Annotated in this window: 28 protein-coding genes and 1 pseudogene; 16 read left to right on the top strand and 13 right to left on the bottom strand. The window is 41.7% G+C overall.

Annotated features, from left to right (window positions below; translation table 11 throughout):
• Window positions 1-51: 51 nt before the first annotated feature.
• The 3 genes and pseudogenes from pdxH (at window position 52) to DYU05_RS21195 (ending at window position 2,444) form a co-directional block, all read left to right on the top strand.
• Window positions 52-699, top strand: a complete 648-nt coding sequence (gene pdxH / locus DYU05_RS01685; protein ID WP_117381254.1) for a pyridoxamine 5'-phosphate oxidase — start codon at window positions 52-54, stop codon at window positions 697-699.
• Window positions 696-1,157, top strand: a pseudogene (locus tag DYU05_RS21200) (NADH-quinone oxidoreductase subunit C); the annotation flags it as partial. The gene pdxH and the pseudogene DYU05_RS21200, both read left to right, overlap by 4 nt.
• 159 nt (window positions 1,158-1,316) lie before the next feature.
• A complete protein-coding gene (locus DYU05_RS21195; protein ID WP_205771830.1) occupies window positions 1,317-2,444 on the top strand; it encodes an NADH-quinone oxidoreductase subunit D in 1,128 nt (375 codons plus the stop codon).
• Window positions 2,445-2,451: 7 nt separating this feature from the next.
• On the opposite strand, the gene DYU05_RS01675 is transcribed toward DYU05_RS21195, so the two are convergent.
• The 3 genes from DYU05_RS01675 to DYU05_RS01665 form a co-directional block, all read right to left on the bottom strand.
• Window positions 2,452-3,483, bottom strand: a complete 1,032-nt coding sequence (locus DYU05_RS01675) for a S41 family peptidase (protein ID WP_117381252.1) — start codon at window positions 3,481-3,483, stop codon at window positions 2,452-2,454.
• Between the two features lie 78 nt (window positions 3,484-3,561).
• Window positions 3,562-4,701 carry a S1C family serine protease gene (locus tag DYU05_RS01670; RefSeq protein WP_235853933.1) on the bottom strand — a complete coding sequence of 380 codons (1,140 nt, stop codon included), beginning with the start codon at window positions 4,699-4,701 and terminating at the stop codon, window positions 3,562-3,564.
• Window positions 4,659-5,228, bottom strand: a complete 570-nt coding sequence (locus DYU05_RS01665; protein ID WP_117381250.1) for an RNA polymerase sigma factor — start codon at window positions 5,226-5,228, stop codon at window positions 4,659-4,661. The genes DYU05_RS01670 and DYU05_RS01665 overlap by 43 nt, the downstream gene beginning before the upstream one ends.
• Window positions 5,229-5,442: 214 nt before the next feature.
• On the opposite strand from DYU05_RS01665, the gene DYU05_RS01660 reads away from it, so the two are divergent.
• The 5 genes from DYU05_RS01660 to DYU05_RS01640 all read left to right on the top strand — a co-directional run bounded on the left by DYU05_RS01660 (window position 5,443) and on the right by DYU05_RS01640 (window position 7,177).
• The gene (locus DYU05_RS01660) at window positions 5,443-5,676 is read left to right on the top strand and encodes a hypothetical protein (protein ID WP_133300144.1); all 234 of its coding nucleotides are present in this window, start codon (window positions 5,443-5,445) and stop codon (window positions 5,674-5,676) included.
• A 104-nt stretch (window positions 5,677-5,780) separates the two neighbouring features.
• The gene (locus DYU05_RS01655) at window positions 5,781-5,981 is read left to right on the top strand and encodes a hypothetical protein (RefSeq protein WP_117381248.1); all 201 of its coding nucleotides are present in this window, start codon (window positions 5,781-5,783) and stop codon (window positions 5,979-5,981) included.
• Window positions 5,982-6,057: 76 nt separating this feature from the next.
• A complete protein-coding gene (locus tag DYU05_RS01650; protein ID WP_117381247.1) occupies window positions 6,058-6,261 on the top strand; it encodes a hypothetical protein in 204 nt (67 codons plus the stop codon).
• A gap of 141 nt (window positions 6,262-6,402) precedes the next feature.
• Window positions 6,403-6,624, top strand: a complete 222-nt coding sequence (locus tag DYU05_RS01645; RefSeq protein WP_117381246.1) for a hypothetical protein — start codon at window positions 6,403-6,405, stop codon at window positions 6,622-6,624.
• A gap of 118 nt (window positions 6,625-6,742) precedes the next feature.
• Window positions 6,743-7,177, top strand: coding sequence for a hypothetical protein (locus DYU05_RS01640; protein ID WP_117381245.1), 435 nt, complete (start codon window positions 6,743-6,745; stop codon window positions 7,175-7,177).
• 48 nt (window positions 7,178-7,225) lie between these two features.
• Here DYU05_RS01640 and DYU05_RS01635 read toward each other — a convergent pair whose 3' ends face one another.
• Window positions 7,226-7,684 (bottom strand): PA2169 family four-helix-bundle protein, encoded by a 459-nt coding sequence (locus DYU05_RS01635; RefSeq protein WP_117381244.1) that lies wholly within the window; start codon window positions 7,682-7,684, stop codon window positions 7,226-7,228.
• Window positions 7,685-7,749: 65 nt separating this feature from the next.
• Complete coding sequence (locus DYU05_RS20985) at window positions 7,750-7,917, bottom strand: hypothetical protein (RefSeq protein WP_165851975.1); 168 nt, start codon at window positions 7,915-7,917, stop codon at window positions 7,750-7,752.
• Between the two features lie 425 nt (window positions 7,918-8,342).
• Between DYU05_RS20985 and DYU05_RS01630 the strand changes: the two genes are divergently transcribed.
• The 6 genes from DYU05_RS01630 to DYU05_RS01605 all read left to right on the top strand — a co-directional run bounded on the left by DYU05_RS01630 (window position 8,343) and on the right by DYU05_RS01605 (window position 13,561).
• Complete coding sequence (locus tag DYU05_RS01630; protein WP_117381243.1) at window positions 8,343-9,830, top strand: ATP-binding cassette domain-containing protein; 1,488 nt, start codon at window positions 8,343-8,345, stop codon at window positions 9,828-9,830.
• A 117-nt stretch (window positions 9,831-9,947) separates the two neighbouring features.
• On the top strand, window positions 9,948-11,072 hold the full coding sequence (mqnC, locus tag DYU05_RS01625; RefSeq protein WP_117381242.1) for a cyclic dehypoxanthinyl futalosine synthase: 1,125 nt from the start codon (window positions 9,948-9,950) through the stop codon (window positions 11,070-11,072).
• A gap of 78 nt (window positions 11,073-11,150) precedes the next feature.
• On the top strand, window positions 11,151-11,390 hold the full coding sequence (locus DYU05_RS01620) for a hypothetical protein (RefSeq protein ID WP_117381241.1): 240 nt from the start codon (window positions 11,151-11,153) through the stop codon (window positions 11,388-11,390).
• 76 nt (window positions 11,391-11,466) lie between these two features.
• Window positions 11,467-12,027, top strand: a complete 561-nt coding sequence (scpB, locus tag DYU05_RS01615) for an SMC-Scp complex subunit ScpB (RefSeq protein WP_117381240.1) — start codon at window positions 11,467-11,469, stop codon at window positions 12,025-12,027.
• A 138-nt stretch (window positions 12,028-12,165) separates the two neighbouring features.
• Window positions 12,166-12,366 (top strand): hypothetical protein, encoded by a 201-nt coding sequence (locus tag DYU05_RS01610; protein WP_235853932.1) that lies wholly within the window; start codon window positions 12,166-12,168, stop codon window positions 12,364-12,366.
• A gap of 76 nt (window positions 12,367-12,442) precedes the next feature.
• Window positions 12,443-13,561 carry a GNAT family N-acetyltransferase gene (locus DYU05_RS01605; RefSeq protein WP_117382913.1) on the top strand — a complete coding sequence of 373 codons (1,119 nt, stop codon included), beginning with the start codon at window positions 12,443-12,445 and terminating at the stop codon, window positions 13,559-13,561.
• A gap of 28 nt (window positions 13,562-13,589) precedes the next feature.
• Here the strand turns inward: DYU05_RS01605 and DYU05_RS01600 are convergent, their stop codons facing one another.
• The 3 genes from DYU05_RS01600 to DYU05_RS01590 form a co-directional block, all read right to left on the bottom strand.
• Window positions 13,590-13,931 (bottom strand): helix-turn-helix domain-containing protein, encoded by a 342-nt coding sequence (locus tag DYU05_RS01600; protein WP_117381238.1) that lies wholly within the window; start codon window positions 13,929-13,931, stop codon window positions 13,590-13,592.
• 80 nt (window positions 13,932-14,011) lie between these two features.
• On the bottom strand, window positions 14,012-15,367 hold the full coding sequence (locus DYU05_RS01595; protein WP_117381237.1) for a UDP-N-acetylmuramate--L-alanine ligase: 1,356 nt from the start codon (window positions 15,365-15,367) through the stop codon (window positions 14,012-14,014).
• 63 nt (window positions 15,368-15,430) lie between these two features.
• On the bottom strand, window positions 15,431-16,285 hold the full coding sequence (locus DYU05_RS01590) for a universal stress protein (RefSeq protein WP_117381236.1): 855 nt from the start codon (window positions 16,283-16,285) through the stop codon (window positions 15,431-15,433).
• 174 nt (window positions 16,286-16,459) lie between these two features.
• Here DYU05_RS01590 and DYU05_RS01585 point away from each other — a divergent pair, with 174 nt between their 5' ends.
• Entirely contained in the window at window positions 16,460-16,864 is a 405-nt protein-coding gene (locus DYU05_RS01585) for an Rrf2 family transcriptional regulator (RefSeq protein ID WP_117381235.1), read from the top strand.
• Between the two features lie 50 nt (window positions 16,865-16,914).
• Entirely contained in the window at window positions 16,915-17,553 is a 639-nt protein-coding gene (locus DYU05_RS01580) for an NAD(P)-dependent oxidoreductase (protein ID WP_117381234.1), read from the top strand.
• An 87-nt stretch (window positions 17,554-17,640) separates the two neighbouring features.
• On the opposite strand, the gene prmA is transcribed toward DYU05_RS01580, so the two are convergent.
• The 5 genes from prmA to DYU05_RS01555 form a co-directional block, all read right to left on the bottom strand.
• Window positions 17,641-18,477 (bottom strand): 50S ribosomal protein L11 methyltransferase, encoded by an 837-nt coding sequence (gene prmA, locus DYU05_RS01575; RefSeq protein WP_117381233.1) that lies wholly within the window; start codon window positions 18,475-18,477, stop codon window positions 17,641-17,643.
• A gap of 82 nt (window positions 18,478-18,559) precedes the next feature.
• Window positions 18,560-19,324 (bottom strand): triose-phosphate isomerase, encoded by a 765-nt coding sequence (gene tpiA / locus DYU05_RS01570; protein ID WP_117381232.1) that lies wholly within the window; start codon window positions 19,322-19,324, stop codon window positions 18,560-18,562.
• 32 nt (window positions 19,325-19,356) lie between these two features.
• Window positions 19,357-20,541, bottom strand: a complete 1,185-nt coding sequence (locus tag DYU05_RS01565) for a putative sugar nucleotidyl transferase (protein WP_117381231.1) — start codon at window positions 20,539-20,541, stop codon at window positions 19,357-19,359.
• 64 nt (window positions 20,542-20,605) lie between these two features.
• Entirely contained in the window at window positions 20,606-20,854 is a 249-nt protein-coding gene (locus DYU05_RS01560; RefSeq protein WP_117381230.1) for a type B 50S ribosomal protein L31, read from the bottom strand.
• Between the two features lie 331 nt (window positions 20,855-21,185).
• Window positions 21,186-22,583, bottom strand: coding sequence for a right-handed parallel beta-helix repeat-containing protein (locus DYU05_RS01555; RefSeq protein ID WP_117381229.1), 1,398 nt, complete (start codon window positions 22,581-22,583; stop codon window positions 21,186-21,188).
• Between the last annotated feature and the right edge of the window lie 72 nt (window positions 22,584-22,655).

Raw genomic sequence — 22,655 nt, 5'->3', positions numbered from 1 at the left:
AGAACGGAGCTAAACATAAGTACGGTATAATTAATTTGTAAGTTTGCACAAATGGATCAAGAGCAAATAGAAAATTTAAGACAGGATTATAGCGCAGCATCACTTAACGAGACAGATGTAGACGCTAACCCGATGCGCCAATTCGATAAATGGTTTAATGAGGCCATTAACGCCAAAATACACGAACCAAACGCCATGACGCTGGCTACCAGCACACATGATGGCAGGCCCTCAGCTCGCATTGTGTTGCTGAAAGGCTTCAGCGATGATGGTTTTAAATTTTACACCAATTACCTCAGCCGAAAAGGAAGAGAATTAAGCAAGAACCCAATGGGTGCGCTTGTATTTTTCTGGGGCGACCTGGAGCGCCAAGTCCGCGTGGAGGGTACTATAGAGAAACTGGATAAAGATTACTCTGAAAAATACTTTCATTCAAGACCTAAAAAAAGCCAGTTGGGCGCTGTTGCTTCGCCGCAAAGCCAGGAAATTAATGGACGTGAAATGCTGGAAGAACGCATGGCACAACTGGAAGCAGAATACGCTGATAAAGATGTTCCAAAGCCATCGTACTGGGGCGGATATGTTTTAAGGCCGCGCCTTATAGAGTTTTGGCAAGGCCGCCGCAGCCGCCTGCATGACCGTATAGTTTATAAAAAAACCGATAATAAAAACTGGAAGATAGTACGGCTGGCACCATGAGTTTTGATGATATTAAAACTTTACTGATAGACAAATTTGGCCCGGAGTTAGTACTTGGCGAAGAACGCACAGGTTTGCAGCCTGCGCTGCTAATTGAACCCGGCCGAATAGCCGAAGTTTGCCTGGAACTGCGCGATAATCCAAAAACTTATTTTGACTTTTTAGATTGCCTGAGCGGCATTGACTACGGCTCGGATGCAAGGCTTTTCGGAGTTGTTTATCATCTGTCATCTATCCCCTACCATTTGCAGCTTACTTTAAAGGTAAGCAAAGAGAATAATCGGGATGAAAGCGATCTTCCTTCCTTTCCCAGCATAGCCTCCGTTTACCGCTCTGCCGACTGGCATGAACGGGAGGCGTTTGATCTCACTGGCATTTTCTTCGAGGGGCATCCTGATCTACGCAGGATTTTGCTGCCCGACGATTGGGAAGGATATCCTTTACGTAAGGACTACGTAGCCGCAGAGTATTACAAAGGGATAAGAATCGACTACCCCGTACAGCCCAATATCCCTTTAGAAAAAGTTGAATACAGATTGCCTGTTGATCAAAATTCTAAATACACGACCGCTTTTAGCGCTTATCAGCAAAAAATAGCTAACGCCAGTGTAGAGGACATGATCCTGAATATGGGCCCGCAGCACCCATCAACACACGGCGTTTTACGGCTGGAACTTATTACCGATGGCGAGATTGTAAGGGAGATGATCCCGCACATGGGATACCTGCACCGCTGCTTCGAAAAACACGCCGAGTCGCTCACCTATCAGCAAACCATTCCGTTTACCGACAGGATGGACTATCTGTCATCTATGACCAATGCACATACTTGGGTAATGGGTGTAGAAAAAATGCTAGGCATTGATCAAGACATACCAAAGCGTATAGAATACATCCGTGTTCTCGTTTCTGAGCTAAACCGTATCGGCTCGCACCTGATCGCTATAGGCACTTACGGGATAGACATAGGCGCATTTACACCATTCCTTTGGTGTTTTCGCGATCGCGAACATATTATGGGTATGCTGGAGTGGGCTTCGGGCTCGCGTATGCTATACAATTATATATGGGTAGGCGGATTGTTTTACGACTTGCCCGTTGGTTTTGAAGAACGCTGCCGCGAGTTTGTAGATTACTTTAAGCCAAAGATGGTTGAGCTTAACGGTTTGCTTACCAACAACCAGATATTTATAAGCAGGACAGCAAACGTTGGTGTACTGCCAATGGATGTTGCCATCAATTACGGCTGCTCGGGGCCAGTACTGCGTGCATCAGGCTTAAAGTATGATTTGCGCCGTATAGATGGTTATTCTGTTTACCCGGAGATTGACTTTGAGATACCTGTTGGCAAAGGAATTATGGGCACTGTTGGCGACTGCTGGGACAGGAACAAGGTAAGGGTCGACGAAATAGAGCAGTCGCTGCGCATAATTGAGCAATGCCTTGACAGATTACAAAAGGAGCTAAAACGTACACCAGATTTTGACCCAAGAGCTAAACTTCCGCGCAAACTCACACCTAAAAAGCAGGATTTCTACATGCGCGCAGAGGGCAGCAAAGGTGAACTGGGCTTTTACTTTATCCACGATAACGAAAAACGCGAGATACCTTTCAGAGCAAAGGCGCGGGGACCAAGCTTCTCCAACTTGTCGGTTGTTCCGGAGATTTCCAAAGGTGTAATGATAGCTGATCTTATTGCGATTATAGGCTCAATTGACTTTGTAATGGGCGAACTGGATAGATAAACACGCTTTATTTACCCTTTAACCATTTTAAGGCGGCCTGCACTTTTTTATCTGTTGAAAGGTCATCCAGGTTATCACCTGTAACTATCAATTCATCTGGCACTATGTTCTCGTAGTAGATTACCCCGTTACGGTCTGCTTCTACTGACGTGGCCATAAGCACCTGAACCCCCAGATAAGAAAAAGAATCATTTGCAGTGGTATAGCCGCCGGTAACTTCACCTATAATACGTACGTTCTTTTGTCCTTTAAAAGAAATAAGTAGCGCCTCTGCTGATGATGCTGTAAATGGGGACGTAAGCAGCACAATCTTAATCTTAGGATTAACTTTGCTGTACGATGGTATAGACATTGCCTGCTTACCTGACATAAAAAAAGCATTGCCAGCAATGTGCCATTCGTCTTCGGGTTTGTTGCCCGGGTAAATAAAAGCACCAAGCTTGCCTGCAGTAAACAAGTTGCCCACGCCTGTTATCATTGGGTACATATCGCCACCGGTATTTGTACGCAGATCAATTATAAGGCCATTGAGCTTAGCCGGCTTAAGATTGGTAAGGGATAGTTGTATTTGCCTTGCAATACTGTCAGATTCGCCAGGCTTTGTTGGATTGTTAGCAGGTATAACAAGATAACCATAACCATTCTCAACTATTTTTGAACTTATCTGTACAGAGCCGCTCCGTATTCTAGTCAAAATATCCGTATAAAGCTTGTAGTCTACGTGCGGCCTGTTGGCTACCCATTTATAATTTTTCCCTTTATAGTATGCACCGCCATGAAAATCACCAAGCATCTTAAACAACACCTGTAATGCTGGCATGGCTTCTTCTATATTCTTGGCGTTTTCACCCCGGCTCTTTACTGAATCGGTGATAGCGGCCCAGTTTACCTTGTTACCCGCTAAAGCATTTTGCCTGGCGTAATGCAAAGTACTGTCTATTACCATGCGTGCACTGTCAGCACCCGTGAGAGCAGTTTGGGCATGTAAAACCATCGATGATAAAATGCATAGGAATAGTAGAAAAGCGGGCTTAATCATGCGGTTAAGTTAAGTAATAAGCAACAAAAAAGGAGACGCAATTGCATCTCCTTTTCTATTGTTGATTGTTTTGGATGTTTATTGTTTGTACACCTTAACCATGAACACATAGTTGCGCAGCTTTTTTATTTGCTGGGGTCTGCTTAGTCCCGCTAACGTGTTTTTAGTATTTAGGGTAAGATCTTTACTGAGCGAGTCTGACGGGATGTCCTGAATAGCTTTTAAAAGATAGTTTGATTTTACAGCAAAAGCCGCTCCTGACGTTTGGGTTTGTTTACCGTTTATAACACCTATAATATTTCCCTTATCGTCAATAAGCGGACCACCGCTATTACCGGGATTTACCGGAATATAAACCTCATACTCAGTACTGTCGCCATGAAAGCCTGTGTTTGCTGACAAAGCACCCGGACCAAATTTAATATCCTCCCCAGGATAACCAAGTGTAAATACGTTCTCTCCCAAATCACTCTTAGACTTTTTAAAACCGTATGGCACCGGACCCAAATTCCTGAAAGCGGTATCTACTATCTGTAAAACTGCAACATCAGCTGTGGGATCCTTATAGATTACTTTCGATTTAAAAGATTCGCCTTCAGCATTTTGAACATAGATAGAATCTGCATCATTTACAACGTGCAAATTGGTTACTACATAACCGTTACCAGTAAGGGCAAAACCAGTTCCTTTAAAATTAGCCGCTGTAGTAGGGCCACGTTTAGGGCGGATGTCGTTCCCAAGCTTTTTAGTAGCTTTCTCAATCTGATCTACCTTACGTGCCAGTTGCACAAAACGTGGATCTTTATTGGTTAGATACCCGGTAAAAAGCAATGTAAGCAGCGTAGCGAAAATGGCAATAGATGCTGCGACAGATATTTTAGAATGATGCTGGCGCCACAAACGAACAACAACTGACGGATGTGCCATCAGGTCGTCTTTAAGCGTGTGCACATCTATCTCATCGTGTATGGCATTCAGCCTGGCTTCAAGATCCAGCTTGTCGCTGTATTGCTTCAGCAAGGATGTAAATTGCCGGTGCTCGTTAAACTTGTCCTCTATTGCTGCATCTTTTTTACGCAATGCATCAAATTCAGCGCGTTCTTCAAGCGTTAACTCACCATTAAGGTACCGCTCGATAGTTTCCAGTAACTGGTTCTCTCTCATAATAAACCCCTTCAATTTTGCTGAAAGAATAACTTCTTCAGCCGTTGCAGACATTTGTATTTCTGCGTTTTCGCGTTATCAGCGTTAGTATATCCAAACCGTTCGCATATTTCCTGCATAGAACGGTTATTCATATAAAAATCTTCCATAATGGTTTTGCAGGGTTCGCCAAGTAACTGTAACGCATCAGCCATTTTACTTAACTGCAAATCACGTTCCTGGTGCCGCTCTACTTCCTCCTCTACCGTAAAGCGATCTTCAAAATCCTTTATATCGCCGCCATATCTGTTCATTTGCTTAAGGCGCTTTAACCACAACCTGCGGCAAATAGAATATATGTAGGTTTTGAGTTTGGCACTTAGCTCAAAATCACCCCGCTTAACTTTATTATAAAGAACAATTATCGCTTCCTGGTAAATATCCTTCGCATCATCCTCATCGCCGTTGTTATTTAACACTAGTTGCAATATCATTGGAAAATAAGCCAAGTAAAGCTTTTTTAAAACACTGTCAGAGTTGTTAAGAATACCAAGTATCACTTCACTATCTGCCGGTATTTCCACGTTATATATATTATTCACTTCTTAATACTCTTTATATCAATTTGTAACCCATTACAATCAATTATTTTTCATTATGCTATTGGGCCTCGCCCGGAGTAGCTGTTAAGGTTGCAGATTACATAACCCGCAATATCGTTTAATAAATTGAGAGCCGGAAGCTACGGTTGGCATTATGTTTGAAATCTGCTGTGTATCAGCAGACATTAAAGAACGAAAATTAAATTATCTAAACATGAAACACGCATTCAAAACAGGCATTGTTGCCATTGCTATAGCAATATCGGCAGCATCATGCTCGGGCAACAGCTCTAAACCAGGCAAGGACACCACAGGAGGTGCAGCCACAATGAGTGACAGCAGCCAAACCGGACGCGAGCCCGGAGCAAACGGTTCTGGCGCAGGAATAGACAGCGGAATAGAAAAATCCGGATCAGGTGGCGTAGATACTACCAAGAAAGTTCAGTAAACGTTCAATCCTCTTTTTAGGTAATTGTAACCCGTAGAATTATTTTCTATGGGTTACCTTTTGGAGTTATTGATATTAAGGCTAAAACATTAACACTCCAAATCATGAAAAATTCATTCAAAATTGCCGCTCTTGCCTTAGTAATTTCAGTTTCTGCTGCTGCTTGCGGTAGTGACGCAAAAAAAGCTGATGTTGACAGCACATCTGTTGATTCAACTGTTACCAAAACCACTATTACTGATTCTACCAAGAAAGATTCAGTTGTTAAAACTGACAGCGTATCTGTTGATTCAACAAAAAAATAATAAAATAATCGGGTTACCTTTTTCAATTTGAGGCATTAACCCATACTTATTTAATAATAATAACAAAAACACAAACATGAAAAATTCATTCAAAGTTGGCGTATTGGCTTTAGCTATCGCTGTATCTGCAGTTGCTTGCAAAGGTAAATCTGGTGAAAACGGTGGCGACACTACTAAAACTGATTCAGTTGTTAAAATTGATTCAACTGTTGTTGATTCAACTAAAACTGACACCGTTGTTAAAACTGACAGCGTTAAAGTTGATTCAACTAAGAAATAATTACCGCTTAGGTTTTTAAGTTTTATTAGTTTTTCAATAATAAAAAGGTAATCTGCATTTTTTTATAAAAAAGTGGGTTACCTTTTTTCATTTGCTGTATTAAGGGGTGAAAACTATTAAATCACTTAAAAAAAACAAAAAATGAAAAATGCATTCAAAGTTGGCGTATTAGCCATCGCTATCGCTGTTTCAGCTGTTGCTTGTAAAGGTAAATCTGATTCTTCTTCAGCTGATTCAGCTGCTACAGATTCAGCTGCTACAGATTCAGCTAAAATGGATTCTGCAAAGATGGACACTGCAGCAAAGATGGATACCACTGCTAAAATGGACTCTACTAAAATGGATTCTACTAAAAAAATGTAGTTCTTTTTACGTTTAACAAAAAAGCCCTTTGGTTTACTCCGAAGGGCTTTTTTGTTGCCCTTTTGTTTACTTGTAAAACAAATGTGTGTTTTGTTGTTTATTGAGGAAAGCTTGAAACATGCGATACGCCGACTATAATAAATTAAGCGCCGAGGAACAACAAAAGCTACACTGGAGGCGGCATCCCAGGGTAAGAACGGCAACAATCTTCTCTGTATTATTTGCCTTAGTGTTGGTGGTGTTCCTGCTTAGGGTATTTCAGAACAGGAGAATGCATGTTAACCGCAAACCAAACAAGCTGGAGGCATTTACTGTAGCAAAAGGCTTTATTAAAGATAAGCTAAAGCAACCTGCTACTGCAACATTCCCCAACAACAAATTTGAGTCGGTAATTGATACCGCCAGCAATAGTTATCAAATATCATCCACGGTGAGCTCGCAAGACAGCACCGGCACCCTTATTAAAAAGAATTGGCAAATACAGTTGGGATACACCGGAGGCGACTGGGCTGATAAAAAGAGCTGGAAAGTAGGTGAAATAACTATTAAATAAAAAGAGCGCTTTAGGCGCTCTTTTTATTTAATAGTTGCTGTATTAAAATCAGTTTGCCACGCTATCGCGTAGTGCTTTAATTTTATCGTGAGCGGCATTCAATATAACTTGCTGCTTTTTCAGTATGTCCTTTACGTAAGCAGGTAAAGCTTCATCATCAAGTGCAGTCTGGTAAGACTTTTTGATAGCGTCTTCGCCAAACTCGCATTCTTCCAATACACTGTGGGTACTATGCCCCGTAAAAGTAGCTTTTAAATCAAGCCAGGTTCGATGCAACTTACCACTTTTAGAAGAGTCCGTCTCGATATCTTTACCAAGAGCAGCAACTTCAGTAGCCAACTCCATTTTAAACTGATGGCTTACACCTATGCAGTTTGTAAACAAATATTTAAGATCCGCTTTATCGTCCTTTATTTCGCTTATCGCTCTTTCAAACCCAGCTACGCGATCGTTGTTTATCGCAATCAGATCGTTGAGCGCCTCAACAGTTGCTTTTGCATTTTCCATATATTTTTCCTCCTGTTTTATTAACCAGCAAGAAAAAACATTGTTTACAAAAACTCCGCAAAGGTTTAAGAATTACTCCTGAACTTAGATATTATCCAGAAAATGATCAGTACCAAAATAATGATACCAATAATAGCGGTATAGGCACCTGCTTTAAATATATCTCCAACAACAGAACAGCTGCTTAAAAAACAAAGGGCTGCTACAAAAAATAATAGACTAAACTTTTTCATAATAGATGATTGATTATACATATAATACAATGATCTATTCCAATTGTTATCAGCAGCCCTGAATTAATTTTCCTTCATATTCCCACGCTCTGCGGGTAAAAACCTCACAGCTATCAACACAACAAATAAACTCATCAGAAACAACTTTACAGCTGTCTCGAGCAGCAATAATAAACTCATATCTCAATAATTAACAAGTGCCGGGGCACCACGTAAAAAAATAAATCGGTTTTTGGTTAGTACCCGCTCAACGGCGTTTCAGATAGGTTTTACTAATTTATAAATTGAATTCCACAATAAAAATAGTTTGATGAAAAAAAGATGAAAAACTTTATGGTAAATGACTTTAGCTCAAACTACAACCTTAAATAAGTAATTACTTGTTTAAAATCCTTGTCCAATGCTAAATTGCGGGCTTAAACATCATGAACAAACCACTTGTATCACTTGAAGGCATCAGCCTGAAAATATCCGGAAACAACATACTAGATGGCATCTCTCTTCAAATAATTAAAAAAGAGAACATAGCAATTATAGGCAAAAGTGGCTCGGGCAAGACTGTCTTGCTGCAGCTCGTCGCAGGTAACATGTCCTCCACTTCGGGCAGCATCAAGTACCATTTTATTGATGACAATGGATCCAAAATTAACGACTACCACCTGAAAATAGCATTTGTCGGATCTCGGCACCATTTCAAGAATCTCTCTAACACATCCAACTTCTATTACCAGCAGCGTTACAACTCATCAGATTCGGAGGATGCCTTAACTGTTGCACAATACCTTAATACAGCTGCTAAGCTAGGGAATGCAGCACAGGATTATTGGACATTTAACAAAACAACTGAAGCTTTAAACCTTGTACAATTATTAGATAAAGAGGTAATCAAGCTATCCAATGGCGAAACTAAGCGGTTAATGATTGCAACCGCGCTGCTAAAAAATCCGGACCTCCTGCTCCTGGATAACCCATTTACCGGTTTGGACATTGCCACCCGTGCTTACTTAAACAAATTGTTAGATGAAATAAGTGCATCCGGGATCACGATTGTCATGGCGACATCCGGCGACGAACTTCCGAATTGTATAGAACACATTTTAATGCTTAAAGATGGCAAATTGGAGCAAAGGCTTAGCAAACCTGAGTTTTTAAAGAGAATAGAGCATGACCAACCAACACTTCAAAACATTGATCTTTTGAAGGCGCTGATTGAACAACCGCAATCTGTTACCTACAATACCATCGTTAACATGACTGGAGTGAACATACGGTACGGCGATAAACAAGTACTTAAGGATATTAACTGGACTATAAACCCCGGCGAACGATGGGCGCTGCTTGGGCCTAATGGCGCGGGTAAATCTACGCTACTGAGTTTAATAAACGGCGACAACCCGCAAGCGTATGCTAACAGTATAACCCTGTTTGATAAGCAACGCGGCACAGGAGAAAGCATTTGGGATATCAAAAGCAAAATCGGCTTTGTGTCGCCGGAACTGTATCAGTACTTCCCTACCGATAACAGTTGCCTGCAAGTTATAGAAAGCGGCTTTTACGATACATTAGGGTTATTCCGACCTAGTGTAAAGGGCCGTGCCGATCTTGCTTTAAGCTGGATGAAAGCGCTTGAGATAGATAAATACGCTCGTGTGCTGCTAAAAAACATCCCGGCAAGCGCACAGCGGCTTTGCTTACTGGCAAGGGCACTAATTAAAAACCCCGCACTGTTAATATTTGATGAACCTTGCCAGGGGTTGGATGATCATCAGCAAATACATTTTAAGGCGATTGTAGACGCTATATGTGGTGTAAGCAATGCTACCCTTATATATGTCACCCATTATCACCACGAAATACCGAATAGCGTTACTAAAGTGTTAAAACTGGACAAAGGAACGATAGTAGAAGATTAAGGTGGAATTTACGCCTTGGTGAGTCTTCTAATTACATGCTGTTTAAGATTTTGTCACCACCAAAACACCTTTCATCTTTGGCTTTCATGTTTCAAATCAGTCCGTGTATATTTGTATATGATTACAGCCGATCTGTTGCAGCGTGCGTTAGCATTTGATTTTCTCACTATGGAAGAAGGGGTTTATCTATACCATAATGCCTCCACCCCCGATCTGATGTACGTTGCTAACGAACTGCGAAAAATACAGGTTCCGCATGGCAAAGTAACCTGGCAGATTGACCGAAATGTTAACACCACCAACGTCTGCATTGCCAACTGTAAATTCTGCAACTTTTTCCGTCGGCCAGGTCACGAAGATGCTTATATAACCGATATAGAGACTTACAAGCGGAAAATTGAGGAGACCTTTCGTTATGGTGGCGATCAGTTGTTATTACAGGGAGGTCACCATCCCGATCTTGGCCTGAAGTTTTATACCGATCTATTCCGTGAACTTAAACAGCTGTATCCTAAACTGAAGTTACACTCGTTAGGCCCGCCGGAAATTGCGCACGTAGCTAAACTGGAAGGTATGAGCCATTACGAGGTGCTAAAAGCTATGAAAGAGTCCGGCCTGGACTCACTGCCGGGTGCCGGCGCAGAGATATTGAACGATCGCGTTCGCAGGCTGATATCCAAAGGTAAATGTGGCGGTAAGGAGTGGCTGGATGTTATGCGTGCAGCTCATCAGCTTAACCTGCCATCTTCGGCGACAATGATGTTTGGCCACATAGAAACTATTGAAGAACGCTTTGAACACCTGGTGTGGCTGCGTGAAGTACAATCTGAAAAGCCAGAAGGACACTATGGGTTTATAGCTTTTATTCCCTGGCCTTTTCAGGATGACGGCACACTCCTGCGCAAAGTGCGCGGCATAACCAACAATGTTACCGGTGACGAATACATCCGTATGATTGCGCTTAGCCGTATTATGCTGCCCAATGTAAAGAACATACAGGCATCATGGTTAACCGTAGGTAAGCAGGTTGCGCAAATATGCCTGCATGCGGGCGCCAACGATTTCGGGTCTATAATGATAGAAGAGAACGTTGTTTCTGCAGCAGGTGCACCGCACCGCTTTACTGCTAAAGGTATACAGGATTCTATACGTGAGGCCGGCTTTGAACCTCAACTGCGTACCCAACGATACGACTGGCGCGAGATACCTGCGGAAATAGAAGAACAGGTTATTGATTATTAATTTGTGGATATCCCGTGCGAAGTGGATAACTCCAGCTAAACAAATGCCGTGGCAACGAGTTAAAAGTTTAATACTACTATGGAACGCCACAAACTAACAATAACCAAAGACAAAGAACTTTACCAATTTGAGGTAAGCGATCATCCGCATCACGAACGTGAGCAGTGTAAGTTTGATGTTTTTAAAGACGGCGAACTGGTGGCTTCTTTTGATCCTGACGAACAGCACATTTTGCATGTTTGTAAAAATTTGGGGAAAGTGCCTGAAGAGGTGCTGCATCTACTTGCTGATAAGATAGAGGCTCATCACTGGATATAAGCCCAACTTTAAAACTCAAGCCTTCCTTTGTAATTCCGACTTCGCACTTTCATGCTATCTTATATATTTGCACCGAATGGATAACATTAGCGAATACATAGAAGCGTTGATCTTTGCATCTGAACAAGGCATTCGCATGGAGGAGATTCTCTACTGCCTACAGGCTGCTTTTGATCATGATTTTGATATTACTGAAGTAGAAACAGCTGTCGAACTCATCCGAAAAAAATATTCATCAGATCACCTTGCCATAGAACTCGTCAGAGTAAACAATGGGTACCAATTTCTAACAAAGAAAAAATATCATCAGGTAATTAGCCTGCTGCAACTTCAACGCTCTAAAAAGAAATTAAGCCAGGCTGCATTGGAAACACTGGCTATTATTGCTTACAAGCAGCCCGTAACCAAGCTTGATGTGGAACAAATACGTGGCGTAAACTGCGATTATTCAATACAAAAGTTGCTGGAAAAAGAGCTTATAGCAATTACAGGCAAAAGCGACACCGTTGGCAAACCCATCTTATACGGAACAAGCAACCTTTTTATGGATTATTTTGGTATTAACAGTATTGACGAATTGCCACAGCTTAAGGAGGTTACCCAAAGCGACAATACTATTGGAGAGGCATCCGAATAAATTTTAAAGATTTTTTTATTGAAAATTGATTTTAGCTATTTTTACAGTAATAAAGTTCGATATTAGAACATCATAATTACCCAAACAAATAAACTATCAGCTTACCGATATAAGTTTTACCCTTAGAAATTTATTAAGATGGCAAAGAAACCCGTAAATAAGAATATCTCCTCGAAAAAGGCTAGTGAAGAGGACGAGGACGACATTGATGACGATGATGTAACACCAGGCAAGAAGGTCGCAGACGACGATGATGAGGATTTCGACAACATCGCACTAGATGATGATCTTGGAAGATTCGACGCTTACGATCCGTATGACGACGAAGACGACGATTAACTTCGTTTCACTATAATTGCAGAAGCATTCAGCAGCCGCTGGATGCTTTTTTTATGAAATGCCGCACACAAAAAGCATGAAAATTACTGAAGTAAATAGTAAGTCAGATAAAAAAGCCTTTCTTGATGTAGCAAGGATTATATATAGAAATGACACCAATTGGGTGTGTCCGCTGGATAATGATGTGGAGGCAGTCTTCAACCCTGCTAAAAATAACTTCCATCAGCATGGTAAAGCTACCCGCTGGATACTAAGAGATAACAGCGGCAAACTCATTGGCCGGGTTGCAGCATTCATAAACGAAAAGAAAGCTTACAATTATGAGCAACCAACCGGCGGAATGGGTTTTTTCGAATGTATTAATGATGCGAACGCTGCTGTACTGTTGTTCGACACGGCAAAAACCTGGTTAAAGGAAAACGGCATGCTAGCCATGGACGGACCGATAAATTTTGGTGAGAACGATAACTTTTGGGGATTACTTGTAGAAGGATTTACGCCTCCCTCCTACGGCATGAACTATCACATGCCCTATTACCACAAATTCTTTCAGGATTATGGTTTTGTTAAGCTCTATGAGCAAATTACAAACCACCTTGATGCGCGTAAACCCTTTTCAGAACGCTTCACCAAAATTGCTAATTGGGTAATAAAAAAACCGGGATATAGCTTTGCCCACTTTAAATCAGCGGAAATAGAAAAGTTTGCTGATCACTTTATTGAAATATACAACGATGGATGGCAAGACTTTGAAAATTTTGTGCCGATAAACAAAGCAACTATACTGGAGAGCTTCAGGCAAATGAAAGCTATAATGGACGAAAAACTCATCTGGTTTGCCTATGTAAACAATGAGCCAGCTTCTTTTATAGTAATATTGCCAGATGCAAATCAAATGATAAAACCGCTTAACGGCAAGCTCAATATCATTGGCAAATTGATATTCCTATATAGAAAATGGAAGGGCGTTTCGCGAATGCGGGCAATAGTTATGGGAACGAAACAGAAGTTCCAAAACCATGGCCTGGAGTCAGCTCTTTTCATCAAACTTAAAGAATACGTTATACCGTTGGATCAGTATGACGAATTAGAATTATCCTGGGTTGGCGATTTTAATGATAAAATGATAGCAATACATGCTGCCGTAGGTGCCACTTTTGGAAAAAGGCATTTGACCATGAGATATAAATTTTAAGCCCGGCGATAGTTCGCCGGGCTTAAAATTAGGCCGTAACCTTTTTATGTCTGAGCTCTTCAAAAAGCTCAATAACTTTTTTCTGAAGGTCGATCACCTCTGTTTCACGATCCATCAGTTTTTTGTTAACGTTCTCTAATTCGCTGGCGATCTTCTGATCCTGCTCAGTTTCGTTGTAAGTAAGGAGCTGCACAACAGACATCTCGAACAAAGCTGCTATCTGTTCTAAACGAGAAAGATTGATGTCGGTTATGCCCGTCTCAATTTTAGAAAAAGCAGGTATAGAAATGTCTAATCTCTTAGCAACTTCTTCCTGGCTCCAACCTTTTTGGTGACGTAATAACCGGATTTTTTTTCCAAGTGTCTTCATATATGGTTAATTAGGATAGGGTTTCTCAATAGTTAATAAAGTTACGAATATTTTGATCAATAAACTAATACTCAGTAATATTATAACAAATTATTTTTCAACGTAATAAGATCAATGCCTCCAAAATTGCCTGAACTCATCATTAAAAGGTTAGCATTTTCTAAATTCAACGCTTGCAAATAGGTCAGTAATTTTTCCGGATCATCAAAAAACCTTAGTTTTTCATTGTTAAATGCGGTTTTTACAACTTCGGGAGCGTACGGCGTCATTTTCTTTTGCTCGAAAGTTTTATTGTGGATAAATACTATAGCATCATCCGCAGCATCCATCGTTCCGCTATATTCGCTTAAAAAATCTTTATTCAAACTGCTAAAAGTATGCAGTTCTATACAGGCGATCAGCCGTCTTTCAGGAAATTGAGTACGTACGGCCTGGATAGTAGCTGTAAGTTTAGACGGCGAATGCGCAAAATCTTTAAATATGGTGGCCGTGGATGTACTGCCAACAACTTCCAAACGGCGGGCGGCGCCCTTAAAAGTACTTATGTGTTTATAAAATTCTGCAGCTTCTATGCCCAGGGATTTACAAACCAACCTTGCAGCTTCAATATTCAGCAGATTGTGTTGTCCAAAAACCTTTAGCTGATATTCATCGCTGCCGTTAATTATGGTTGTTACTCCGTTGTCTATCTTATATAGCGGCAAATCATAAGGCAGCTTTTCGGCTGTTATATTACTGCTGTTTACCATTGAATCAAGTACAGCATCAGTCTGGCTATAAATGAGTGCTCCTCCGGGTTCTATGGTCTCTGCAAATATCCTGAACTGATCTACATAATTGTCAAAGGTGGGAAACACATTTATATGATCCCAGGCTATGCCGCTAATTACAGCTACGTGTGGCTTGTAAATATGAAATTTAGGGCGACGATCTATCGGCGACGCAAGGTACTCGTCGCCCTCGATCACAATAACCGGCGCCTCCTCTGTAAGCCCAACCATTGTTTCAAAACCTTCCAGTTGTGCGCCTACTAAGTAGTCAAATTTTTGTCCGGCTTGTTGCAATGTATGCAGTATCATGCTGGTAATGGTAGTTTTACCATGGCTTCCGCCAATAACAACGCGTTTCTTGTTTTTACTTTGTTCGTAAATGTAATCAGGATAAGAGTAGATCTTAATTCCAAGCTCCTGCGCCTTTAGCAGTTCGGGATTATCTACACGGGCATGCATGCCTAAAATCACAGCGTCAAGCTCTGTGGTTATTTTCTCCGGGTACCAGCCGTCTGCAGTGGGCTTTATGCCGTATTTACCCAAGCGGGATGCAGATGGCTCGAACAACACATCGTCTGAACCGGTAACTTCGAAACCTTTTTTATGCAGGGCTATAGCAAGGTTGTGCATAGCGCTGCCGCCGATAGCAATAAAATGAACTCTCATGTATAAATACGGTGCAAATAAACACAAAAACGCTTATCGCACCAATTAAATTAATAAGTAATACTATTTTAACAACAACACCGGCACCGTAGCGCAAGATGCTAACTGCCTTGAAACGCTGCTGTGCAACAGAGAACGCAGGAAGCTGTACTTATGCGGCAATGCTATAATCAGCTGGGTATCCTGCTCATTTGCAAAATTGAGGACGCCAGCAATAACGTTTGGAGTGTTTATGTAATGATAAGTGGGGCTATACTTTTCCAGCATTTCATAAAGGCTTGTTTGCTCGGCAAGTATCTGTGGATCAGCACTGGCCTGTTTTTCAGCTGCATCTATATTCACCACTAAAAGCTCTATGGGCTGTGTACCCAAAAGCTTGTGCAATGCCTCTACTGGTATGCTTTCTTTTACCTTTTTCAAGTCGCATGCTATGGCAATGCGTTTTATAGTTTGATATGTATATGCTGGCGGCACAACTAATACAGGTGCCGGACTGGCCTTAGATACGTTAGTTACATGGCTGCCTATTCCGACACCATTCTCTCGTATGGTACTATTTCCTATGCTACCCAGAATTACCATATCTACCTTATCTTCTTCTACGGCATCAACCACTGCCCTCACCAGATGGGATCTGTTAAGCCGGATGCTTATTTCAACACCCGCTCTTACTTCAGCTCTCAATTTGTCGCGTAATGCACTTAGGTTCTCTATTCGTTCTGCGGCGCTCTCTTCTACCTCCTGCTCACGGAGCATCAGCATATCCGGATTCGGTAGTAACTCTTCGTAAGGCGTTATATAGTAGGCGTTCATCAAAACTATACGTTGCGCACCCGATTGGTGGGTTAAATGCGCCGCCAGAAAAGCTGCATTTTCAGCAGCTGCAGAAAAATCAACGGGTACTAGATAGGTCTTCATAATACTTTCATTAAATCTTGGCCACTTCGGCTTAAAGTTACTAAGCAATCCCAAATAGGTTTAAAAAGCACATTGTCAGTCATAACTCATATTTGTATCGAGGTAAATTTAAGACTTGTTTAATTGATAAAAGCATCTACTTTTGTACTGTAATAAAATTTATTACATATAAATATGAACGGCCGCTTTCCTATAACGCTCCACATAATGACGTTGCTTTGTACTGAGCAAGGTGTAATCTCGTCGGAATTTTTAGCCGGGAGCATTAACGTAAACGCTGTGTTGGTAAGAAAAGAACTGAGCAACTTGATTAGACACGGACTGGTAAAAAGCCAGGAAGGGAAAAACGGTGGGTATCAGCTCGCAAGGCCTGGTACTGACATAAGCCTGGCAGAAATTTATCATACGGTGAAGCCGGATGCGATTCTTGGACAGGCTAAAAATCAGCCAAACCCTAAGTGCCCGGTGGGAAGGCAGATAAACAGCCATTTAAACAACTTGTACGAAGAGGTAGACCAAGCGCTGATCAATAAGCTGAACGGGATAACCCTGGATGCTTTTTGTAAAAAATTCGACTAAAAAAATTTAAAAAAAACTGTAACATATTTAATTACATTAAAAACGATAACATGAAAGTAGCAATAATCGGCGCCACAGGTTTTGTAGGAAGCGTATTAGTTAAAGAAGGTGTATCTCGCGGATATGAGATAACTGCAATAGCAAGGGATACCGCGAAAGTAGATACACATGCAGGCGTAACGCCAATAGCAGCAAACGTAAATAATGTAGATGCGCTGGCAGCTGCCATGTCCGGACACGATGCTGTTGTAAGTTCCTTTAACGCGGGCTGGACAAATCCAAACCTGTATGAAGACTTTTTACAAGGAAGTAAGAACATCCAGGAAGCCACCAAAAAATCGGGAGTAAAGCGCTTGTTAGTAATTGGCGGTGCCGGAAGTTTATATATTGACGGCAAACAACTGGTAGACTCGCCTCAGTTCCCTAAAGAATATTACCCCGGAGCATCATCAGCACGCGATTACCTCAACATTTTAAAGGAAGAAAAAGAACTTGATTGGACTTTTTTAAGCCCGGCAATAAACCTGCACCCAGGCAAACGAACCGGCGAATTTAGAACAGGTACAGAAAGCCCGCTATTTGATGAAAAAGGCCACCATGATATTTCTGTCGAAGACTTAGCTGTAGCTATCTTTAATGAGCTTGAACAGAATGAGTTTATTCAGAAACGGTTTACTGTAGGTTATTAATACCGTTTATATAAAGAGCTAAATTAATCACACGAACTGACGGTAACCTGTCGCGGCATCAGTCCGTGTGATTATCCTTATTATGAACTACAGCACGAATTTTGCCGCTACCCATTCTTTATCTTTCTTGTGTGTAATGTATTTAAGGTTATACTTCCTTGCTTCATCGGTGATAATCTCTAAATCAGGCGAGTCATAAAACCCGCTGAAGTAGATCTCGCCGCCTGGCTTAAGCACCTGCACGTAACGTTCCATCTGATCAAGCAAAATATTGCGGTTGATATTAGCAAGTATAATATCGTACTTGTCGTTAGGTATAGCTTCTTTAGACCCGCATAAAGCTGTTATGTTATTGATGTTATTTAATGCCGCGTTTTCGATTGTGCTTTCATAACAAACCGGATCATAATCTATTGCTGTTAGATCAACCGCACCAAGTTTGCTAGCAAGAATAGCTAAAATACCTGTACCACAACCCATATCCAGCACTTTCTTGCCTTCAAAGTCATTCTCCAGCATCAACGCCATCATCATGGCAGTGGTTTGATGGTGCCCGGTTCCAAAAGCCATTTTCGGGTCTATCACGATCTCGTAAGGAAACTCCGGCTTTGCCTCGTGGAAAGTAGCCCGAACGAATACCTGATCGCCAATTTTTGTCGGTTCAAAATTACTTTCCCATACTTCATTCCAGTTTTTTTGAGGGATCAGATTAACTTCATAACTAAAAGTGAACATTTCCTGATAAGGGTACAGGGCATCGTCTACCTGCTGCTGATCAAAATCATCAACCGGTATATAAGCCTTAAAACCAAGATCAACTTCTTCAAAAGTATCAAACCCGATTTCCCCTAAAGCTGCAATCAAAAGGTCTTGCTGATAATCTTTGGTAGTTAGCGTAGTGAACAGGAGTTCGTAGTAGTTCATGATATGATTAGTATAGCAACTATATAAACAAAGATTGGAGGCCAGCCTTAACTAACCTCCAATCTCAAAATTGAATATCTGATTAATTGAACGCTTTAACAATGTCGGTGAAGTCGCGTGATTTTAATGATGCACCACCAATAAGGCCACCATCAATGTCGGTTTGTGCAAAAAGCTCTGCGGCATTCTTTGCATTACAGCTACCACCGTAAAGAATAGTGGTGTCATCAGCAACTTGCTGGCTATATTTAGCAGCTATCTCCTTGCGGATAAATTCGTGTATCTCCTGCGCTTGTGCAAATGTCGCGGTTACACCAGTACCTATTGCCCAAACGGGTTCGTAAGCAATAACCAATTTGGCAAATGTTTCAGCATCCAAATGGAAAACGCCTTCTGTAAGCTGTGCTTTAATAATGCCGAAGTGAGTATTAGCTTCACGCTCTTGCAAGGTCTCTCCGATACAAAAAATTGGTTTTAGGTCGTTGGCCAATGCTGTATCCGTCTTTTTGGCCAGCAATTCGTTAGTTTCACCAAAATACTGGCGACGTTCTGAGTGGCCCAAAATAACGTATTCAGCACCGGTAGATTTTACCTGCTTTGCAGATATTTCGCCGGTGTAAGCACCTGACTCTGCCTGATGAGCATTTTGTGCGCCTATAGCTACGTTATTGGAGCCTTTGGCTAATTGCGCCAGGCTATGGAGATGTATAAACGGACTGCAAACCACTACCTGCTGATTGCCGGTGGCTTCATCTTTTACCATGTTAACTACTTCTGAAAACAAGGCTAAACCTTCATTATAATCAAGGTTCATTTTCCAGTTGCCGGCTACAATTTTTTTTCTCATTTCGTGTGTTGTAAAGGTTATAAAGGTACGGGTTAAAATTGCCTGTACTGCTTTGTTGTATTAAATATCTCTGTTAATATTGCTATCTCTGTCTCATCAAACACGCGGTGTTCGCGGCGTGATATTACTTTGGCTGCAGTTTGCAGTACCTTATCCAGCCTGTATTCTTCCATTGCTTTAGCTCCGCCCCAGGAAAAGTCTGGGATAAAATTTGGCGGAAACCCCGCGTCAAAAACATTTGCGCTTACGCCTACTACCGTACCTGTGTTAAACATGGTATTAATACCGCATTTTGCATGATCGGCCATCACGAGGCCGCAAAATTGGAGACCGGTATTGCGGTAACTTTTGTGGCTATAATCCCACAAGCGTACGTCAGCGTAATTATTTTTGAGGTTGGAGTTGTTACTATCGGCACCTATATTGCACCACTCTCCCATCACGGAGTTACCCAGGTAACCTTCATGGCCTTTTGATGAATACCCCCATATAACAGCGTTGTTTATTTCGCCACCAACACGGCTGTATGGGCCAACTGTAGTGCCGGGATAGACCTTAGTGCCCATTTTAACCTGCGACTCCATACAGAGCGCGAAAGAACCACGAATAGCAGATCCCTCCCATACCTCGCTGTTTCGACCAATGTAAATTGGGCCATGAAGCGTGTTGAGTATAGCGCACTCAGCACTAGCCCCTTCTTCCAGGAATAGCTGATCCCCCAAGACAGTATTGGTACTGCTAACCGGCTGACTGGCGCGCCCTTTGGTAAGCAGGATATAATCCTTTTTAAGTTCCTGATCGTTTTTTTTGAAAATATGCTCGGGATAGGTTATTGAGACCAATTGACCTGTATACTCTATCGGCGAATAATTTTGTTCCGCCAGGCTAAACTCCGCCGCTGCCGTGGCATCAAGTTTCACAGCAATTAGTTTACCTTGTTGCGATAAAGCCTCGCCTTCTGCAAGTTTGTCTATTGCTTCCAGTAACTCCTCATCAGGACATACCGAACCATTGATGAAGATATTTCCTTCGGCAATATTTAGGGGGTACTTAATCTGCAGGTAAGGCTGCGTAAGGTAAGAGAAACCAGTAGCGAGGTATTTACCCCACTTTTCGGCTATAGTAAGTATGCCAATGCGCAAATCGGCAACGGGGCGTGTAAATGTAAGCGGCAGTAAGGTTTCACGAGCGTTATCGTCGAACAGAATGATCGCCATGCGCCAAAAATAAAAAAAGTCGCCCGCATGCGGGCGACTGAACAATATTTTATTGAAAAAACACTTATTTCTTAGAGTAACGCGTGCGGAACTTGTCGATACGTCCGGCAGTGTCAACCAATTTCATCTTACCAGTATAGAACGGGTGAGAAGTGTGTGAAATTTCTAATTTTACCAAAGGGTATTCATTGCCATCTTCCCATTTAACGGTTTCACGGCTATCTATACAAGACTTAGTGATGAAAGAATAGTCGTTAGACATATCCTTAAAAACAACTAATCTATAGTTTGATGGATGCAGGTCTTTTTTCATTATCGTATACTTCTTATAAAAGAGGTGCAAATGTAACTAAATAGTTGAGAAGTAAAAAGGCTAATTAAAAAAGTTTTTAACATACCGATATTGCTCTTTAAGTGTTTCGGTTGAAAGCGAAACACCCGCAACACGCCATTTATTTAACACGCTGATTGTAAATAAATTATATTTAAAAGCGAAACAGACCGAAACAGTACAATAACTTCAGATTTTAACTGTAATCCTCTATCTAATAGCAGGATCTGACTTTCATTTATATTTTTATGTTCCCTACCATGCAGCTCAAAGCGAAACAATTTGAAACACTCCAAAGCTACACCTCTTCTTTTTACTCGCCTAACACAGCGCCTATATTAAAAGTACTTGATGTACTCACCGTAATTCGTTGTAAACCACTTAGGTCAAGTGATATCCCCAATACAGACACATCCGTCCCGGCACCAATAAGCGGCGAAGATGGCAAGAGAGTAAAGTCACCGCCATCTAAATCAGTGTACTCCAGTGCACTTACGTCTGCACCTATGTAATTACTTGCTGATGTAAGCTTAACGCTGGTGTTCATTCGTGAAATAGCATTGTTGTTTAGCGAACTAACTATAGCGTTATTAGCTACCACATTCATGGGGATGGTGGTTGAGTTAAGCCGTATTCCTGCAGTTTTGGAATTGATAATGGTGTTATTTACAAAACGAAAGTAGGGCCCTGGTGTATACCGGGAGTCGGCAAAAATGCCATACATGCCAGAATTGATAATAACATTGTTTGCTACCGTATTATCACCCAAACCCAGCACAATGATACCGGCACCGGGCGCGTTGCGTACAATATTACTATAGCACTTACCGCCTGTGCCCTCTCCTAATTGTATGCCATTATTTTGACCACTTGCAAAAGGAGAAAGTCCAGGAAAATTTACAACGTTGTTGTAAATGGCGCAGTCGGCGATAGCGCTGCCTACTTGTATACCCTCGCAACCTGTAGAGTCTACCTGGTTATTATAAACCTTAACACCGACAACATCGTGCGGCATTACCTTGCCACAGCTGGTTTGCACCCCATTAGCGTAAAAGGAATTACCAACATAAAAGCCTTCTCCGCCTGTGTTATGTACATAGTTATCATGCAACACAACATTCTTCATAGTAAAGTTTCCGCGCCATGTAGCCTGGTCGCAGGTCGGATCTGTTTTAGCCATAATGCCTGCAAAACCCGAATTACGCACCTCTACATTGGCTATCTCGAAGTCTGTACTAAGGGCATCCATGGTCATGCCAATATTACCACCAGTTACCGCGATGCCATACTTTGAAGAAGCATCGCCGTTGCCAAGTATTTTAAAGTACTGGCAGTTTTGCGTTTTAAACCCATAGGACGCGGTTGCAGCGGCAGTAATATTTACCGTGCCACCCTTATTTACAATAACAATGGGGTTAGCCTCTGTACCATGAAAATTCTTAAGCAGCAAAGCTCCCCTTGTGCCGGCGGGTATGCTCACTATTGTTCCGGGAAGGATGTCTTTTCCGTCAACGTACCATTGGGATGGTTGTACGGTGTACACCGGCCTAACCATCAAGCTTTCGTCTGTAGTATCGGCTGAAACAGTAAGGCTGGTAAGATTTTTATTACGTGGAGCCGGCTCGGGTAACTCAGCTTTTTTACACATTGTGAAACAAGAAGAAACAGCCAGCATCAGCATGCCGTGCAGCAGGGAGTTAAGGGTTTTCATACGAGTTTAAATACGTTATGGGTATGACTGTCAGACAGTTGAGCAAATAAAATTTATTTCCTCAATGTAAAA

The sequence above is a fragment of the Mucilaginibacter terrenus genome (assembly GCF_003432065.1).
Lineage (GTDB): Bacteria > Bacteroidota > Bacteroidia > Sphingobacteriales > Sphingobacteriaceae > Mucilaginibacter > Mucilaginibacter terrenus.
The sequence above is the reverse complement of the archived record's forward strand: the minus strand, read 5'-3'. Positions and strand labels throughout refer to the sequence as shown.

What these genes read in the sequence shown, in the direction of transcription:
- pdxH (WP_117381254.1), top strand. Translation starts at nt 52, where the DNA reads ATGGATCAAGAGCAAATAGAAAATTTAAGACAGGATTATAGCGCAGCA.
- DYU05_RS21195 (WP_205771830.1), top strand. Translation starts at nt 1,317, where the DNA reads ATGATCCTGAATATGGGCCCGCAGCACCCATCAACACACGGCGTTTTA.
- DYU05_RS01675 (WP_117381252.1), bottom strand. Translation starts at nt 3,483, where the DNA reads ATGATTAAGCCCGCTTTTCTACTATTCCTATGCATTTTATCATCGATG.
- DYU05_RS01670 (WP_235853933.1), bottom strand. Translation starts at nt 4,701, where the DNA reads ATGTCTGCAACGGCTGAAGAAGTTATTCTTTCAGCAAAATTGAAGGGG.
- DYU05_RS01660 (WP_133300144.1), top strand. Translation starts at nt 5,443, where the DNA reads ATGAAACACGCATTCAAAACAGGCATTGTTGCCATTGCTATAGCAATA.
- DYU05_RS01655 (WP_117381248.1), top strand. Translation starts at nt 5,781, where the DNA reads ATGAAAAATTCATTCAAAATTGCCGCTCTTGCCTTAGTAATTTCAGTT.
- DYU05_RS01650 (WP_117381247.1), top strand. Translation starts at nt 6,058, where the DNA reads ATGAAAAATTCATTCAAAGTTGGCGTATTGGCTTTAGCTATCGCTGTA.
- DYU05_RS01645 (WP_117381246.1), top strand. Translation starts at nt 6,403, where the DNA reads ATGAAAAATGCATTCAAAGTTGGCGTATTAGCCATCGCTATCGCTGTT.
- DYU05_RS01640 (WP_117381245.1), top strand. Translation starts at nt 6,743, where the DNA reads ATGCGATACGCCGACTATAATAAATTAAGCGCCGAGGAACAACAAAAG.
- DYU05_RS01635 (WP_117381244.1), bottom strand. Translation starts at nt 7,684, where the DNA reads ATGGAAAATGCAAAAGCAACTGTTGAGGCGCTCAACGATCTGATTGCG.
- DYU05_RS20985 (WP_165851975.1), bottom strand. Translation starts at nt 7,917, where the DNA reads ATGAAAAAGTTTAGTCTATTATTTTTTGTAGCAGCCCTTTGTTTTTTA.
- DYU05_RS01630 (WP_117381243.1), top strand. Translation starts at nt 8,343, where the DNA reads ATGAACAAACCACTTGTATCACTTGAAGGCATCAGCCTGAAAATATCC.
- mqnC (WP_117381242.1), top strand. Translation starts at nt 9,948, where the DNA reads ATGATTACAGCCGATCTGTTGCAGCGTGCGTTAGCATTTGATTTTCTC.
- DYU05_RS01620 (WP_117381241.1), top strand. Translation starts at nt 11,151, where the DNA reads ATGGAACGCCACAAACTAACAATAACCAAAGACAAAGAACTTTACCAA.
- scpB (WP_117381240.1), top strand. Translation starts at nt 11,467, where the DNA reads ATGGATAACATTAGCGAATACATAGAAGCGTTGATCTTTGCATCTGAA.
- DYU05_RS01610 (WP_235853932.1), top strand. Translation starts at nt 12,166, where the DNA reads ATGGCAAAGAAACCCGTAAATAAGAATATCTCCTCGAAAAAGGCTAGT.
- DYU05_RS01605 (WP_117382913.1), top strand. Translation starts at nt 12,443, where the DNA reads ATGAAAATTACTGAAGTAAATAGTAAGTCAGATAAAAAAGCCTTTCTT.
- DYU05_RS01600 (WP_117381238.1), bottom strand. Translation starts at nt 13,931, where the DNA reads ATGAAGACACTTGGAAAAAAAATCCGGTTATTACGTCACCAAAAAGGT.
- DYU05_RS01595 (WP_117381237.1), bottom strand. Translation starts at nt 15,367, where the DNA reads ATGAGAGTTCATTTTATTGCTATCGGCGGCAGCGCTATGCACAACCTT.
- DYU05_RS01590 (WP_117381236.1), bottom strand. Translation starts at nt 16,285, where the DNA reads ATGAAGACCTATCTAGTACCCGTTGATTTTTCTGCAGCTGCTGAAAAT.
- DYU05_RS01585 (WP_117381235.1), top strand. Translation starts at nt 16,460, where the DNA reads ATGAACGGCCGCTTTCCTATAACGCTCCACATAATGACGTTGCTTTGT.
- DYU05_RS01580 (WP_117381234.1), top strand. Translation starts at nt 16,915, where the DNA reads ATGAAAGTAGCAATAATCGGCGCCACAGGTTTTGTAGGAAGCGTATTA.
- prmA (WP_117381233.1), bottom strand. Translation starts at nt 18,477, where the DNA reads ATGAACTACTACGAACTCCTGTTCACTACGCTAACTACCAAAGATTAT.
- tpiA (WP_117381232.1), bottom strand. Translation starts at nt 19,324, where the DNA reads ATGAGAAAAAAAATTGTAGCCGGCAACTGGAAAATGAACCTTGATTAT.
- DYU05_RS01565 (WP_117381231.1), bottom strand. Translation starts at nt 20,541, where the DNA reads ATGGCGATCATTCTGTTCGACGATAACGCTCGTGAAACCTTACTGCCG.
- DYU05_RS01560 (WP_117381230.1), bottom strand. Translation starts at nt 20,854, where the DNA reads ATGAAAAAAGACCTGCATCCATCAAACTATAGATTAGTTGTTTTTAAG.
- DYU05_RS01555 (WP_117381229.1), bottom strand. Translation starts at nt 22,583, where the DNA reads ATGAAAACCCTTAACTCCCTGCTGCACGGCATGCTGATGCTGGCTGTT.